The sequence below is a fragment of the Lysobacter sp. ESA13C genome (genome assembly GCF_019970005.1).
Lineage (GTDB): Bacteria > Pseudomonadota > Gammaproteobacteria > Xanthomonadales > Xanthomonadaceae > Lysobacter > Lysobacter antibioticus_B.
Map to the genome: position 1 here is coordinate 1 of NZ_JAHXYK010000020.1, position 14,131 is coordinate 14,131.

A 14,131-nucleotide genomic window follows, 5' to 3' on the forward strand; every position below is an offset into this window, starting at 1 on the left:
GACACCGCAGGCGCAGGCGACGCCGCGGCAACAGGCGCGGTGGCGGCCGGCGCCGGAGTCGTCGCGCTCGCGCTGGCCACGGCGGCATCGGCGGCGGGCGGATCGATCGGTGCGGGCGGAGTGGTGGCGTTGATGGTCATGGCGGCGGGTATCGCTATAGGCGGCGTGGCAGCGGATGCCGCAACGGGCGGCGTGGGGCTGGCCGTCGCGGTGGAGGGTGTCGGCGTGGACGATGCGATCGACGGTGCGGACGATGCTGGCGGTGGCGCTGCGCTCGCGTTGCGAGCCGTTTTCTTGCCCGACGCGTTCTTGTTCTTGCCGGGCCGTTGTTTCATCGCCGGGCGCTCCCACAACGAGGGTCGCGAGCGGGAACGGGCTCATGCCCTCGCCTAGCCGGCGCCAGCGCCGACGCAGCGAGCGTCATGGCTTCTCCCCGATCGCCATGATCAGCGCAACCGCCTTGGACACCACCGCGCTCGAGATCTGGTTGAGCACTTGCTGGCTGTGTACGGCGTTCTGCAGCGACAGGCCGGCCGAATGGCTGGACACTTGATAGAGGGATGCGATCGCTTGCGCGGGCGCTTCGGCGACCACCTTGACGTTTGTTTGGGTGACAGCGTCGGTGATCTGCGAATTGACGGAGGTCTCGTCGGCCATGAGCCTGTCCTTGAATGGTGCGGTTTGAAGGGGTCGGCATGACCGGCGCCGGGGTCGCGCTGTCCATTCCGTTATTCGTCGTGGGTCTGATTGGGAGGAACGCCCGGCCAGTACCGTTGTGAAACGAGATTTGACCGATGCGCTTGCAGACCCCGCGAACGAGGTCTCCGCCCCGCCCGCTCGAACGCGCTCAGTCGCGCGCCATCGCAGTCTTCAGACGGTTGCGCAGCAGCTCCACGCGCTTGCGCGCGAGCGGCTGGTTGATATGGAATTTCTGGGCGATCACCGGGTACGGCAGATCGTCGATGAAGCGATAGGCGAACAGGCGACGCTGTTCGCGGCTCAAGCGCGAGACCGCGGCGACGACGCGATCGAGTTGCTGGTCCAGTTCCAGCTTCTGCAGCGCCGACAGGCCGTCGTGGGCGAAGCCGCTGGCTTCGCTGTCGATCTCGCGGTTGCGGTCGAACACCTCGCGGTCGCGTCCTCGCCGGCGCACGCTGTCGAGAAATACGTGACGCAGCACCACGAACAGGAAGCCGCAGGGATCGGTCACGGTCTGCGGCGCGCGGCGCATGAACAGCAGGGCCTTGATCGCGGTATTGGCCAGCAATTCCTCGGCCTGGTCACGCTGTCCGTCGGCGAAGCGGCGCGAACGCGCCTCCAGTTCGGGCAAACACATCCGCCAAGCGTTGGCGAACATTTCGTCGGCGACCTTGAGGTCGTCGCGCTCATTCTTGGGACGTTCCATCTCTCGCTTCTCCTGTGTCGAGCACCTGAGAGCGAGTCTGGTTAGGGGGTCTGGCGATGGCTGTTACTTGGGTGACACGCGCCTGCTGCTGAGGGCGATGAACTGCGCACCCCGTCGCGATACTCGACTTCCGTTCCCGTTTTCGTCGACGCGTTGCGATTTCGTCACCATCGCCGGTGTCCGCAATACGCGTCGGATGCCGTTGCGCGCGCGGGGCGGCAAGGCTGCGGGCGTCACGGAAGGCGCGTGCGCCGCGACACGTCGGCGCGGCGTTTCAAACGATGTTCGATGCCCGTCCGGAGGGCCGCAGGCGAGTGGCGAATCGATCGCCGCGCGCCCGACGAACGCCTCGGAGCCGCGACTGCGTCACAGATCCGCGTCGACGACCGCGCAACATCACAACGCAGCGGCGCGCCTGCGCGATGGCGCAGGCCTTGCTTACGCGGCGCGGCCTTGCGCGCCGCCGTCCAAGCCCAGACCGCGCAGAGCGCCGTCCCAACCCCAGGTCAGGGCGCAGCAAGCCGCGACCACCAGCCCCCAGGACACGCTGCCTTGCGGCAAGGCCTGCAACGGCGCCTGCAGCGCCGGCAACCAGTTCGCGCTGGTCGCCATCATCATGCCCATACCGATCACCAACAGCAGGCCCAGCAAACCGCCTTGCAGCAGGCGTTCGAGGCGATCGCCGGCGGTCGCCGCGGACTCGGCCCGGCGCGCGACCTGCGCGGCGAAACCGTAGGGAATCGGCTCCATCACCGGCGCACGCAGCGCCCGGCTGAGCAAACGGTACTGGGCCAGGCGCGGATCGCCGGCGCTCATCGGCATGCCGGCGCGCTCTTCCTGCAGCGCGCGCTCCTGCAGCCGCCACTCGCGCGCGATGCGTTCGTCGTCGAAACGCGGTTCGTGATCGGAAGGAATGCCGTTACGGTTCATGCGAATTCTCCCAACCGGGCTTCGAGGCGCTGGCGCAGGCGGGCGCGAGTCCGGAACAGATGGCTCTTGATCGTGCCCTCGGCCAGGCCGGTCATGCTGGCGATTTCGCCGATGGGCACTTCTTCGAGGTGATACAGGGTCAACAAGGTGCGTTGCAGCGGCGGCAAGGCTTCGATTTCGGCGTGCAGCCCGGCGGCGATCTCCTCGTCGGCGCAGGCCGCCTCCAGGTCGAAGCCGTCGCTGACCATGTCGAGCGGCGACAAGGCGTCTTCGTCGTCGGCGACTTCGAGGATCGGAATGCGCTTGCGTTCGAGATGGCGCTTGGCGACCGAATAGGCGACCTGGCCGATCCACGACTTCAAGGGGCTTTCGTGGCGGTACTGGTGCAGGCACTGGTGCACCCGCAGGAACGCCTCCTGGCACAACTCGCGGGTGTCGTCCGGGTGCCGCACCATGCGCTGGATGATGTGCCAGCACAGCCCCTGATAGTCCCGCACCAAACGCTCGAAAGCGCCCGGCGTCTGGGCCAGGACGGCAGCGACCAGACTGCGGTCGTCGTTGATGGGGAGGCCGGTCATCCCACTCAAGATGCGGTCAGGACGCAATCGGTTGCAGTGACGAGGATATCCATCGCGATATGACAACGGTCAACTTCCGGATGGCCAGGCCGGACCGGCCAACCCCGCCGGCCCCCCTGTAACCGGCGTAGTTCACCGCGCCCAGCCCCGGCCGCAGCCCCATCGCCCGGGCCTGCAACCGATCGCCAGGTACCCGTATCCATTACCTCGTGACCCGAACCCGAAGAGACTGCCCACATGGAATTCGAACTTCTTATCCCCATTACCCTGTTCATCTGCATCGTCTTCGCGATCAAGATCGTCGTGGACGCGCGCTTCCGCAGTAAGTTGCTGTCGACCGGCGGCGCCGAAGAGCTGTTGCGCTCGATGGCCCGCGACGAAGACATCCGTCGCCGCCACGGCGCCTTGCGCTGGGGCATCGTCATGGTCCTGCTGGCTCTCGCCTTCGGCATCATCGAGGCCACCGGTTGGCGCGAAGCCACCCCGGGCATGGTCGCGGTGCTGCTCGGCGCCTGCGGGTTGGGCAATCTCGCCTACTACTTCATTTCGCGCAAGCTGAATTGACCAAAGTAGTAGACCTTCCGTGCCGGTCTCGGCCGGAAGGCGGTTTCTTGCGGGTGCGGAGGCGGCGATGATCGCCGCTTCTGCTCCGGAGCCCCGCATGCGTCCGCTCACATCGCTGCATCTGTTCCTTGCCTGCCTGTTCGCCGTCGCCGCCTCGTGGCCGTCGGTCGCCGGCGCCGCGACCGACGCTCCCGACCGAGGTCATGTTCCCGACCGCCGCATCGTCATGACCGTCGACGATCTGCCCTGGGTGCAGTTGCCCTCGGTGCCGAGCGCCGAGGCGATCGACGGCCACCGCCGCCTGGTCGCGGCGATCGAGCGCGCCGGCGTGCCGGCGATCGGTTTCGTCAACGAGGGCAAGCTCGAACACGACGGCCAGGTCCAGCCCGAACGCCTGGCGATGCTGCGCGACTGGCTCGACGCCGGCGCCGAGCTCGGCAACCACGGCCACGGCCACCTCGACCTGCATGCGGTCGGTCTGCCGGCCTACCAGGCCGACATCCTGCTCGGCGAACGGCAGTTGCGGCCCTTGTTGGAACGCGCCGGCCGCGCGCCGCCGCGCTGGTTCCGTCATCCCTATCTGCGCGCCGGCCGCAGCGCGCAGGACAAGGCCGATCTGCAGCGCTTCCTCGCCGGACACGGTTACCGCATCGCGCCGGTCACCGCCGACAACACCGATTGGATCTGGGCCACCGCCTACCTGCGCGTCGGCGAATCGCCCGATCTGTCCAGGCGCGAGGCGCGCAAGCTCAAGGCCAGGCTGCGCGGCGACTACGTCGAGCACATGGGCGACAAACTCGACTACTACGAACGCCAATCGGTCGCCCTGCTCGGCTACGCCCTGCCGCAGATCTGGCTGATCCACGCCAACGCGCTCAACGCCGATACCTATGGCGAGCTGATCGCGATGATGCGCAAGCGCGGCTACCGTTTCGTCGACCTGGACGAAGCCATGCGCGACCCCGCCTTCGAGCGCAGCGACGCCTACCTCGGCCCGCTCGGCCCCAGCTGGCTGCACCGCTGGGCCACCGGCGAACACCCGCCGGCGAGTGTCCTTGCCGGCGAACCGGAGACGCCGGCCTGGGTCATGAAGCTGGCCGGGGTCGAACCGGAATGAGCGCTGCTCGTGTCAGAGCGGCGTAAGCGGCGACCTGCGCCGGCCGTTGCAACGCCGCGGTCGCGGCTTGCGCCGTCCCTACCCAAAGCCGTGCGCCGTCACGACCGATCCAGGGCGGTGCGCAGCACCGGCACGGTGGTCACGTCGTCGACCCCCTTCAACGCGGCGACCCGCTCGCGCAGGTCCGCCAGCTCGCTCGGCGAATGCGTTTCCACCAGCACCATCAGATCGATCTCGCCGGCGACGCTGTGGATCAGGCGCACCTGCGGCAGTTGCGCCAACGGCGGCACCACGTCGTCGCAACTGAAGCCCTCGCCATAGCGCAGCAGCAACCAGGCCCGCAGCGGATCGCCGCCGCTGCCCAGGCGCACGGTGTATTGGGCGATGACCCCGGCCGCCTCCAGGCGCTGCAGGCGCTCCTGCACGGTGCTGCGCGACAGCCCCACCGCCTTGGCCAGGGCCACCGTCGACGAGCGCGCGTTGTCCTGCAGCAGCGCGATCAGCTTGCGGTCGGTGTCGTCGAGCGTCTTCATCGCAAGGGCCATCCATCCGGCGAGAACGCCGGCACTATCGCCGGCCTGACCGGCATTCTGCCGGGTTGAGACCGGCGCAGGCGAATGCGCACGATAAGCCATCGCCTCGCACCCCGACCGGACCCGCACCGATGGCCGCCTCCGGCTTCGCCGACCTGCCCGCCCCGCCCTACTACGCGGTGATCTTCTCCTCGCAGCGCAGCGCCGCGGACGCCGAAGGCTACGACCGCACCGCCACGCGCATGGCCGAACTGGTGCGCGACCAGCCGGGCTTTCTCGGTTTCGAATCGACGCGCGGTGCCGACGGTTTCGGCATCACGGTCGCCTACTTCGACAGCGAACAGGCGATCCGCGCCTGGCGCGAACACGCCGAGCACACGGTCGCCCGCGACCTGGGCCACCGCCGCTGGTACCAGCGCTTCGAGCAACGCATCGCCATCGTCCAGCGCGCCTACGGCGGCCCCCACCTTCCTGCCGACTGAACCCCACTCATCACCCGAGCGACCATGACCGAGCCGAACCGCATCGCCCTGATCCCCATCGACGTGCAACGGGGCTTCGACTACCCACCCTGGGGCCGGCGCAACAACCCCGACATGGAAGCCAACGGCCAGCGCCTGCTCGCGGCGTGGCGCGAACGCGGATGGCCGCTGATCCACGTCCGCCACGATTCGATCCATGCCGGCTCGACGCTGCATCCCTCGCACCCCGGCAACGCCTTTCGCCCCGGCTTCGAACCGCGGCCGGGCGAAACCGCGATCGGCAAGTCGGTCAACGCCGCCTTCATCGGCACCGACCTCGACCTGCGCCTGCGCCGGCTCGGCGTCGACACCGTCGCCCTGTTCGGCATCAGCACCGACATGTGCGTATCGACCACCGCGCGCGTGGCCAGCAACCTGGGCTACCGCACTATCGTCGTCGCCGACGCCTGCTTCTGCTTCGACCTCGCCGACGCCGACGGCAACGTGATCCCGGCCGAAGCGGTCAGCCGCGCGCATCTGGCGACCTTGCGCGCGGAGTTCGCAGAAGTGATCGACAGCGACGCGCTGATCGCGAGGATCGCTTGCACACAGAGATGACACCGCCACCGCAGCGAAGCTATCGGCGCCCTCTCCCGCGATGCGGGAGAGGACCGGGGTGAGGGCAAGCGCATTCGAGCCGCCTCGCCGAACCAAAATGCGCTTGATCGAAACGACTCGACGAACGAGCGGCACCGTCATTGGAAGAAACCTCTCTCCCTTCGATCGCACCGCACCGCTCACGGGGCGACGAACGGTATTGCATCCGGTTTTTCGCGGGCGTATCGTTCGCGGCCTTCGTCCTAGCGACGCATTCGACCGACCTCCTTCCGTGCATTTCACACTCGACATCGCCAAACAGAACGCACCGCGGCCCTCGTGCCACGGCCTGTTCGACCGCGCGTCGACGAAGCGCGGTCGCCTCGACGTTCTGCACACGCCGGACTGACTCCCTTTACCACGGGAGATCGGTCGCCCCGATCTCCCGAGGAACGCGAACGCCCTCGGTTCACCACCGGGGGCGTTTCAGTTTCAGCGTCCGCAAAGGGAAAAACCAAGCAATAACGCGAGTCCATACCCCCGAAGCATCCGAGAGGAAAGGGGATGAGCCGTCGAGGCGCTTCGAGCGCTGTGTCCCGATGCTTCGGCACGGGCGGCCGATCGTGGAACCGCAGACATGGGCGCTTGCGCCCGAACCCATTGCCGATTGGCGACAGTCGGCAATACGAAGCATCCGATGAAACGGACGACAGCGGTACGGGCTCGCAGCCCGTCCGGTGCGCGCGGCATTGCCGTGGCGTATGCCGACGTCCGTGGATGGATGTTTCTCAAACCGACGGTAGCTCAGCCTGGTAGAGCAGCGACGTAGTGCGCAGGTCATCGGTTCGAATCCGATCCGTCGGTCTTTGGATATAGCTCAGTCGGGTAGAGCAACAGCTTTCGATGCTGTCGGTCGCGGGTTCGAGTCCCGTTATCCCTAACTGCCTTTCACGCAGTTAATCAGGAACGAAAGTTCCGATCCAGGAAACGCCCCGTGCGGCGTTTCGCCAAACGCCGCGTTTGCGCGGCGCGCAACGGAACGACGCAGCGGCGACATCGCCGGACCCGCGCCCTCGTGGCGCGCGACGGTGCGGCGCAAGCCTCGCGACAGGGAACGTCGCGAACGCGAGCCGCATCGCCTCCCGCCGGCAGCGCGCGGGTTTCGCGATGACGATGCCAGGGGCGTTTCCTACCTATTGCTTTCGTCGGCGCTCGCGCACGACGGATCACCGCGCCGTTGCGACGACCGATTCGGTCGCAGCGGCCATCACCACGGATCGGGCCCACCGGAACCACAAGGAGAACACCATGTTCTGGATGAAGAAGGTCGTGGTCGGCGATGCCGAGCGCGCCCTGGTTTACCGCAACCGCCGGATCGAGCGCGTGCTCGGCCCCGGCGTGCATCGACTCGGCAACTGGCAGCACCAGCTCGAAGTCTCGCTGCACTCGATCGTCGACGCCCAATACAACGGGCGCGACGCCGATGCGCTGATCGCCGGCCTCGGCGCGCGCCTGGACGAACACTTCGTGCTCGCCAACCTGGGCATGCAGGAGATCGGCCTGGTGCTGCGCAACGGCAGGATCGACGAGGTCCTCGCACCGGGCACCCGCCAGTTGTATTGGAAGGGGCTGGCGCAGATCGAGGTGCGGACCATCGCCCTCGGCGACGGCCTGGCGATCGAGCCGGACGTCGCCAACCGCTTGCGTCAGCTCGCTTACCTGGACCGCATTGCGGTCGCCGGCGCGGTGCCGACCGAGTCGGCCGGGCTGTTGTTCGTCGACGGCAAGTTCGTGCGCCGTCTCGAGCCGGGCGCCTATGCGTTCTGGAACTTCCGCAAGAACGTCAGCGTCGAGGTAATCGAGCTGCGCATGCAGGCGATGGAAGTGTCGGGCCAGGAGTTGCTGACCCGCGACAAGGTATCGCTGCGCGTGAACCTGGCGGCGAGCGTGCGCGTGACCGACCCGGTCGCCGCGCGCACCCGCGTCGCCAAGCACGCCGAGCACGTCTATCGCGAGCTGCAGTACGGCCTGCGCAAGGCGGTCTCGTCGAAGACGCTGGACGAGCTGCTCGGCGACAAGGCCTCGCTCGACGCCGACATCTTCGCCTACGTGCGCGGCCAGGTCGCCGGCATCGGCGTCGAAGTGCTGGGAGTCGGCGTCAAGGACGTGATCCTGCCGGGCGAGATGAAGGAGATCCTCAACGGCGTGGTGCAGGCGGAAAAGACCGCGCAAGCCAACGTGATCCGCCGTCGCGAGGAGGCCAACGCCACGCGCAGCCTGCTCAACACCGCGAAGTTGATCGAGGACAGCCCGGTGCTGATGCGGCTCAAGGAGCTCGAGACGCTGGAGAAGATCACCGAGAAGATCGACAAGTTGACCGTGTTCGGCGGTCTGGAGGGAGTCATGAAGCAATTGGTCAGCCTCAAGGGCCACGGCTGAAGGCAGGGCCGGGCGGCATCGCCGTCCGGATTCCGATAGCGCCGGGGCCGCAAGCCCATAACGGACGCCGCTCCCCAGGGAGCGGCCATCTCGTCGTGCCCGCAGGGCGCGACGGACTATCGGATAGAGAATCGCGATGCGTAAGGATATGTACAAAGTGATCGTCGAACGGCCGCGAGGCGGAGGCATGACCTCGGCTCGCGCGCGGCCGGCTCGCGATCCGGAAGACGAACCGCTGCACGAGGGCATGAAATATCGCCACGGCAGCCGCAAGTGGTTGAACGAGAACCTGAAACCGCTGCAACGCTACCTGGAACGGCAGCTCGGGCGGCGCTGGGATTTCGTCTACTCGGAACTGTGCGAGCGCGTCGACCGGCGCAATACCGTGCAACAGCACATCCACCAACATCTCGAGGATTTCGTGGCGATGCGGGTGCATCGGGTCGACGGCGAGCTGTACGCCTTGCGCCGTTACGGCGGCTTCAAGACCCTGGCCGAATCCTGGCACGACCTGTACGTGTGCCCGGACAGCGGTTGCCTGATGCGCAACGAAGCGGCGATCCGTTTGCGGGTCGAACGGCGGCGTGCGCATGCGCGGGACGTGCAACACCGCCGGCAAGGGCTGGAACCGGAGGTGCGCAGGCTCGGGCCGACCGCCCAGCTGCGGCGCATCGACGGGATCTGGTATGCGATCGAGCTGGCACCCGTGCCTGCGTCCTGGCAGCGCCATTCGCGTCACGGTGCGCACGGCACGGTTCGTACCTTCGCCCACGACCTCGTCACCGGCCAGCCAGCCGGCGACTGCGCGGGCCGGCGCGAGGGGCTTTACGGAGACGCCGGCGTTTACGCGCAGCGCAAGCGGCAACTCGGACGCAACGAACTGCTCGAACACGGACTTAGAAACAACGACCTGCCGGACGTCTACGACGCACCCGCCCCACGGCGCTGGCGCCGGATGGGCAAGTACCGCGGACCGATCCGCCCCGGCGGTCGCCACAAGGAACATTGAATGACTACTACATCGAACTACGAATTGCTGCACGCCGACGAAGGCGCGGTGCCGGTCAAGGCCTGGGTCCGCGGCGTGCCGGTCGACGAAGGCGCGAAACGACAACTGCGCAACATCGCCGCCCTGCCCCATGTCGGGCCCTGGGTCGCGGTGATGCCGGACGTGCACCTCGGCAAGGGCGCCACCGTCGGTTCGGTCGTGCCCACCCGCGGCGCGATCATTCCGGCCGCGGTCGGCGTCGACATCGGTTGCGGCATGGCCGCAGTGCGGACCACGCTGCGGGCCAAGGACCTGCCCGACAGCCTGGCCAAGCTGCGCTCGGCGATCGAGCACTGCGTCCCCGTCGGCAACGGCCGCGGCGGCGAGCACCGGCGCTTGCCGGACAGCCATGCCACGCGCCTGGCCAAGTCGGGGCTGGCGCAACGGCTCGACGCCATCCATGCCAAGCACCGCAAGCTGCGCACCGACAAGCTCGACAAACAGATCGGCACGCTCGGCGGCGGCAACCACTTCATCGAGGTCTGCCTCGACGAGGCCGGCGCGGTCTGGGTGATGCTGCATTCGGGGTCGCGCGGCACCGGCAACCTGATCGGCAGCTACTTCATCGAACTGGCGCGGCTGAAACTGGAACACCGCGTGCTCGGCTTCCATCTGCCGGACAAGGATCTGGCCTTCCTGCTCGAAGGCGAGCCCTTGTTCGACGACTACATCGAAGCGGTGTCGTGGGCGCAGGACTACGCCCGCCACAACCGCGAGGCGATGATGGACCGGGTCCTGCACGCGATGCGGATCCAGTTGCCGAAGTTCCAGTTGGAAAAGACCGCGGTCAACTGCCATCACAACTACGTGCAGCGCGAACAGCACTTCGGCGAGGCGCTGTGGGTGACCCGCAAGGGCGCGGTCAGCGCACGCGAGGGCGAGCTCGGGATCATCCCCGCCAGCATGGGCGCGCGCAGTTTCATCGTGCGCGGCAAAGGCGATGCCGACAGCTTCCACAGTTGCAGCCACGGTGCCGGCCGGGTGATGAGCCGCAGCGAAGCCCGCCGGCAGATCACCTTGAAAGACCACCGCGAGGCCACGGCCCACGTGGAATGCCGCAAGGACGCGGCGGTCATCGACGAGTCGCCGGCGGCGTACAAGCCGATCGAAGCGGTGATGGCTGCGCAGTCCGACCTGGTCGAGGTGGTCCACACCTTGCGCCAGGTGGTCTGCATCAAGGGTTGAAGCGCCTGTTGCGCTTGCGACGCCGCCCCTCGGGGGCGGCGTTTTTTTGCCCGTGCGCAGCGATCAAGGACCTCGTCGCCCGGCTCCCGCGTTCAGGGCGAGCCGCACCCGTGGTTCAGCTTTCTCTACGCCTTTTCCGCATTTTCTGAACGCCGCGCGTTTGTCTGAACATCCTGTACGCATCTTTGCGACTGTGCTCGCGTTTCGTCTGTGCGCTGACGACTTTTCCGTGCACGCGGCGCGGCGAAAACCGATATCGTGCGGATGCAAGGGGAATGCCAACGGACTGAGCTTATGACGCATCGCAATGCCGACCGGCTGTCCTTTTTCCACTCCGACGACGAGTGCGAACCGCCCCCGACAGCCGCGTCCGCGGCGGCGCTGTCCCACGAAACCCGCGAGCTCGCCATCACCTATGGCCTCGGCGCCCGCCTGCATCACGGCGAACGCCATTGGCTCGATATCCGCGACGATCTGGCCCGCGGCTGGGAGCGTTTGTGCGGCCGCGAGTGCGTGCCGTGGACGCAGGTCGAGGGCGATGTCGAAGGCGCCTGGCGCCTGGTGTTGGCCGACTGACTCGATCGCAGGCCGCACGCCGCCCTACCGATAAATTCCCCGCCGGCGCCTCCCTGCGCCGGGCGAGTGGGCGATGCACCCACTGAGCCGCGTTGCGTACGCGGATCGGGTCGAGAAAACGATAAGCGCCGATTCGCTCAGGCGCGCACCGGCTGCGGCCGCCGCCACTGCCATTTCAGATTCACGCCGAGCGTGCCGATCACGATCAACACCACGCCGAGGCTCTGCACCGGCACCAGGCTGTGGCCGTAGACCAGATAGTCGAGCAGCAGCGCGATCACCGGATAGATGAAGGCCAGCACCGCGATCGTCGCCACCGGCAGGCGCGGATACGAGGTGTAGAACAGCACGTAGCAGACGCCGCTGTGGATCAGGCCCAGGCCGGCAAGCCAGAACCAGTGATCGCCCGGCACCCACACCGCGGCATAGTCGGCGAACGGCGCCAGCATGACGATGCCGACCAGGCATTGGATCAACACCACCGCGAACGGCCGCTCGCGGCTGATCCGCCGCGACAGCAGCAACGAGGCGCCGCACAGGATCGCGGCGACGAAGGTCAGGGCGACGCCGATCAGATAGCCGCTGCCGGCGCTGTTCCACAGCTTGAACGGGTCGGCCGAGCACAGCACGCCGACGAAGGCGATCGCGGTCCAGCCCAGGTCGGCGCTGCGCGTGCGTTCGCCGTAGAACATCGCCGCCATGCCCATGACCACGAACGGGAAGAAGTGGTAGACCATCGTCGCCACGCCGATCGACGAGCGCGCCATGCCGGCGAACAGCGCAACCCAGTTCAGCACCAGCAGCACGCCGCTGAAGATCGCCGAACGGATCAGCGCGCGCTCGCCGAGCAGGCCGCGGAACAGACCGCGAGCGCCGCCCCAGGCGATCAGGAAAGCGCTGCCGAAGACGCAGCGGAACAACACCGCGGTGATCGCGTCCTGGCCGCTTTCGTGCACGAACACGCCGACCGAACCGATCAACAACTCGGCGATCAGCAACTGGATCAGGGCGCTACGCGACTCGCTCGGGGTGACGGCGTTCATGGCGGCAACGGCTGGGGGGAAGGACAGCCTAGGCCGACACTGCCGACCGATACAGATTCAGTTAGGATCGGATTCGACCAGTACAGATCCGGGCTACCGTGCTGTTCCGCCGGCCGAGAACACGGCGATATCCCCTGCCCCGAGAGAGTCGTCGCATGGCCCAGGACCTGCTCTACGAACGCCTTGCCGACCGCATGCGCCGGCAGATCCAGCGCGGCGTGCTGCGCGCCGGCGAACGCCTGCCCTCGCTGCGCCGGCTCGGCCGCGACCAGCGCATCAGCCTGGCCACCGCGGTCGAGGCTTATCAACAGCTCGAACGCGAAGGCCTGATCGAGGCGCGTCCGCGCTCGGGTTACTACGTGCGCTCGGCGCCGATGCAGGCGCCGCGCAGCCCGCGCGCCCGGCATCTGTCGCGCGCGCCGATGCCGGTGCGCAACCCGGCCCTGCTCGGCGTGCTCGACGTGCAGTCGCGCCGCGACCTGGTGCCGCTGCACGCGGCGACGCCGGCCCCGGCCTTCCTGCCGAGCGCGGCCCTGGCCGCCTCGATCACCCGGGTGATGCGCCGCGATCCCGGCACCGCGCTCGGCTACACCGTGCCTCAGGGCCTGCCGGAACTACGCGAGCGCATCGCCCAACGCTACGGTCAATGCGGGGTCGAGATCGACCCCGACGAGATCGTCGTCACCGCCGGCGCGATGGAAGCGATCAGCCTGACCCTGCGCACGGTAACCCGGCCCGGCGACATCGTGATCCTGGAGACTCCGACCTATCACGGCCTGCTGCAGGCGGTCGCCGCGCAAGGCCTGCGCGTGCTCGAAGTGCCCAACCGTCCCGGCCTGGGCATCGACGCCGCGCAGATCGGCGAACTGCTTGAACGCCATGCCGTGCGCGCCGCCCTGCTGGTGCCCAACTTCAACAACCCGCTCGGCAGTCTCACCGGCGACGCCGACAAGCGCGCGATCGTCGCCGCCTGCGCCGCCCACGGCACGGTGGTCATCGAAGACGACCTGTACGGCGAACTGGCCTACTCCGGCGAGCGCCCCTCGCCCTTGCGCCGTTACGACGACGGCGAGCACGTGGTCACCTGCGGCTCGTACTCGAAGATGCTCGCGCCGGGACTGCGCGTGGGCTGGATGATCGGCGGGCGCCGCACGCAGGAACTGCTGCGCACCAAGAGTTTCTCCACCGTCGCCACCGCGACCCTGCCGCAAATGGCGCTGATCGAGCACTTCGCCCGCCACGACGTCGAACGCGGCCTGCGCCGTCTGCGCCGCGCTCTGGCCGACAACGCCCAGGCCTATCGTCAGGCCGTGCTCGATCATTGGCCCGACGGCACCTGCGTGGCCGAACCGGCCGGTGGCATGACCTTATGGATCGAACTGCCCGACGACATCGACGGCCAAGCCTTGTTCGAAGCCGCGCTGGAACGCGGCATCGGCACCCTGCCCGGGCATTTGTTCTCGAACCGTGGCGACTACAGCCACCATATGCGCCTGAGTTGCGGGCAGCCGTGGGACCGGAAGATCGAGACCGCGCTACGCACGGTCGGCGAATTGGCGAAGGGGCTGCAGGGTTGAGGCGACGCAAGGTGGTCGGCCCGCGGTCGCGGCTCGCGCCGCTCCTACCCTTTGCTTGCGCAGTTGCTGGGTAGGAGC

At 67.7% G+C, this 14,131-nt stretch carries 15 protein-coding genes, 2 tRNA genes and 1 pseudogene; 12 read left to right on the forward strand and 6 right to left on the reverse strand.

The window, feature by feature from the left end; genetic code table 11:
* Positions 1–393: pseudogene (locus LC490_RS24020) on the forward strand (hypothetical protein); the annotation flags it as partial.
* 27 nt (positions 394–420) lie between these two features.
* On the opposite strand, the gene LC490_RS24025 reads toward LC490_RS24020, so the two are convergent.
* From LC490_RS24025 to LC490_RS24040, 4 genes are all read right to left on the reverse strand, one after another.
* Positions 421–657, reverse strand: a complete 237-nt coding sequence (locus LC490_RS24025) for a RebB family R body protein (RefSeq protein WP_031371088.1) — start codon at positions 655–657, stop codon at positions 421–423.
* A gap of 190 nt (positions 658–847) precedes the next feature.
* Positions 848–1,405 (reverse strand): sigma-70 family RNA polymerase sigma factor, encoded by a 558-nt coding sequence (locus tag LC490_RS24030; RefSeq protein ID WP_031371087.1) that lies wholly within the window; start codon positions 1,403–1,405, stop codon positions 848–850.
* Positions 1,406–1,843: 438 nt separating this feature from the next.
* Positions 1,844–2,335 carry a hypothetical protein gene (locus LC490_RS24035; protein ID WP_051884593.1) on the reverse strand — a complete coding sequence of 164 codons (492 nt, stop codon included), beginning with the start codon at positions 2,333–2,335 and terminating at the stop codon, positions 1,844–1,846.
* Complete coding sequence (locus LC490_RS24040; protein ID WP_031371085.1) at positions 2,332–2,913, reverse strand: sigma-70 family RNA polymerase sigma factor; 582 nt, start codon at positions 2,911–2,913, stop codon at positions 2,332–2,334. Before LC490_RS24040 ends, LC490_RS24035 begins: the two co-directional genes overlap by 4 nt.
* A gap of 237 nt (positions 2,914–3,150) precedes the next feature.
* Here LC490_RS24040 and LC490_RS24045 point away from each other — a divergent pair, with 237 nt between their 5' ends.
* Both LC490_RS24045 and LC490_RS24050 read left to right on the forward strand, forming a co-directional pair.
* Positions 3,151–3,477, forward strand: a complete 327-nt coding sequence (locus LC490_RS24045) for a DUF6249 domain-containing protein (RefSeq protein WP_031371084.1) — start codon at positions 3,151–3,153, stop codon at positions 3,475–3,477.
* A 97-nt stretch (positions 3,478–3,574) separates the two neighbouring features.
* Entirely contained in the window at positions 3,575–4,594 is a 1,020-nt protein-coding gene (locus LC490_RS24050; protein ID WP_081930654.1) for a polysaccharide deacetylase family protein, read from the forward strand.
* 98 nt (positions 4,595–4,692) lie between these two features.
* Here LC490_RS24050 and LC490_RS24055 read toward each other — a convergent pair whose 3' ends face one another.
* On the reverse strand, positions 4,693–5,127 hold the full coding sequence (locus tag LC490_RS24055; protein ID WP_031371082.1) for an Lrp/AsnC family transcriptional regulator: 435 nt from the start codon (positions 5,125–5,127) through the stop codon (positions 4,693–4,695).
* Between the two features lie 131 nt (positions 5,128–5,258).
* Between LC490_RS24055 and LC490_RS24060 the strand changes: the two genes are divergently transcribed.
* The 8 genes from LC490_RS24060 (at position 5,259) to LC490_RS24095 (ending at position 11,433) form a co-directional block, all read left to right on the forward strand.
* Positions 5,259–5,609, forward strand: a complete 351-nt coding sequence (locus LC490_RS24060) for an antibiotic biosynthesis monooxygenase (protein WP_031371081.1) — start codon at positions 5,259–5,261, stop codon at positions 5,607–5,609.
* A gap of 24 nt (positions 5,610–5,633) precedes the next feature.
* Positions 5,634–6,206: a cysteine hydrolase family protein gene (locus tag LC490_RS24065; protein ID WP_223621875.1), complete on the forward strand. Its 573-nt coding sequence runs from the start codon at positions 5,634–5,636 to the stop codon at positions 6,204–6,206.
* 772 nt (positions 6,207–6,978) lie between these two features.
* Positions 6,979–7,049, forward strand: a tRNA-OTHER gene (locus tag LC490_RS24070).
* 4 nt (positions 7,050–7,053) lie between these two features.
* A tRNA-Arg gene (locus LC490_RS24075) sits at positions 7,054–7,125 on the forward strand.
* Positions 7,126–7,493: 368 nt separating this feature from the next.
* Positions 7,494–8,624, forward strand: a complete 1,131-nt coding sequence (locus tag LC490_RS24080; RefSeq protein ID WP_223621876.1) for a slipin family protein — start codon at positions 7,494–7,496, stop codon at positions 8,622–8,624.
* 187 nt (positions 8,625–8,811) lie between these two features.
* On the forward strand, positions 8,812–9,633 hold the full coding sequence (locus tag LC490_RS24085) for a hypothetical protein (protein ID WP_223621877.1): 822 nt from the start codon (positions 8,812–8,814) through the stop codon (positions 9,631–9,633).
* Positions 9,634–10,857, forward strand: a complete 1,224-nt coding sequence (locus tag LC490_RS24090; protein WP_223621878.1) for an RtcB family protein — start codon at positions 9,634–9,636, stop codon at positions 10,855–10,857.
* Positions 10,858–11,151: 294 nt separating this feature from the next.
* Entirely contained in the window at positions 11,152–11,433 is a 282-nt protein-coding gene (locus LC490_RS24095) for a hypothetical protein (RefSeq protein WP_223621879.1), read from the forward strand.
* Positions 11,434–11,570: 137 nt separating this feature from the next.
* On the opposite strand, the gene LC490_RS24100 is transcribed toward LC490_RS24095, so the two are convergent.
* Positions 11,571–12,476, reverse strand: a complete 906-nt coding sequence (locus LC490_RS24100; RefSeq protein WP_223621880.1) for a DMT family transporter — start codon at positions 12,474–12,476, stop codon at positions 11,571–11,573.
* A 155-nt stretch (positions 12,477–12,631) separates the two neighbouring features.
* Here LC490_RS24100 and LC490_RS24105 point away from each other — a divergent pair, with 155 nt between their 5' ends.
* The gene (locus LC490_RS24105) at positions 12,632–14,053 is read left to right on the forward strand and encodes a PLP-dependent aminotransferase family protein (RefSeq protein ID WP_031371074.1); all 1,422 of its coding nucleotides are present in this window, start codon (positions 12,632–12,634) and stop codon (positions 14,051–14,053) included.
* Positions 14,054–14,131 lie beyond the last annotated feature (78 nt).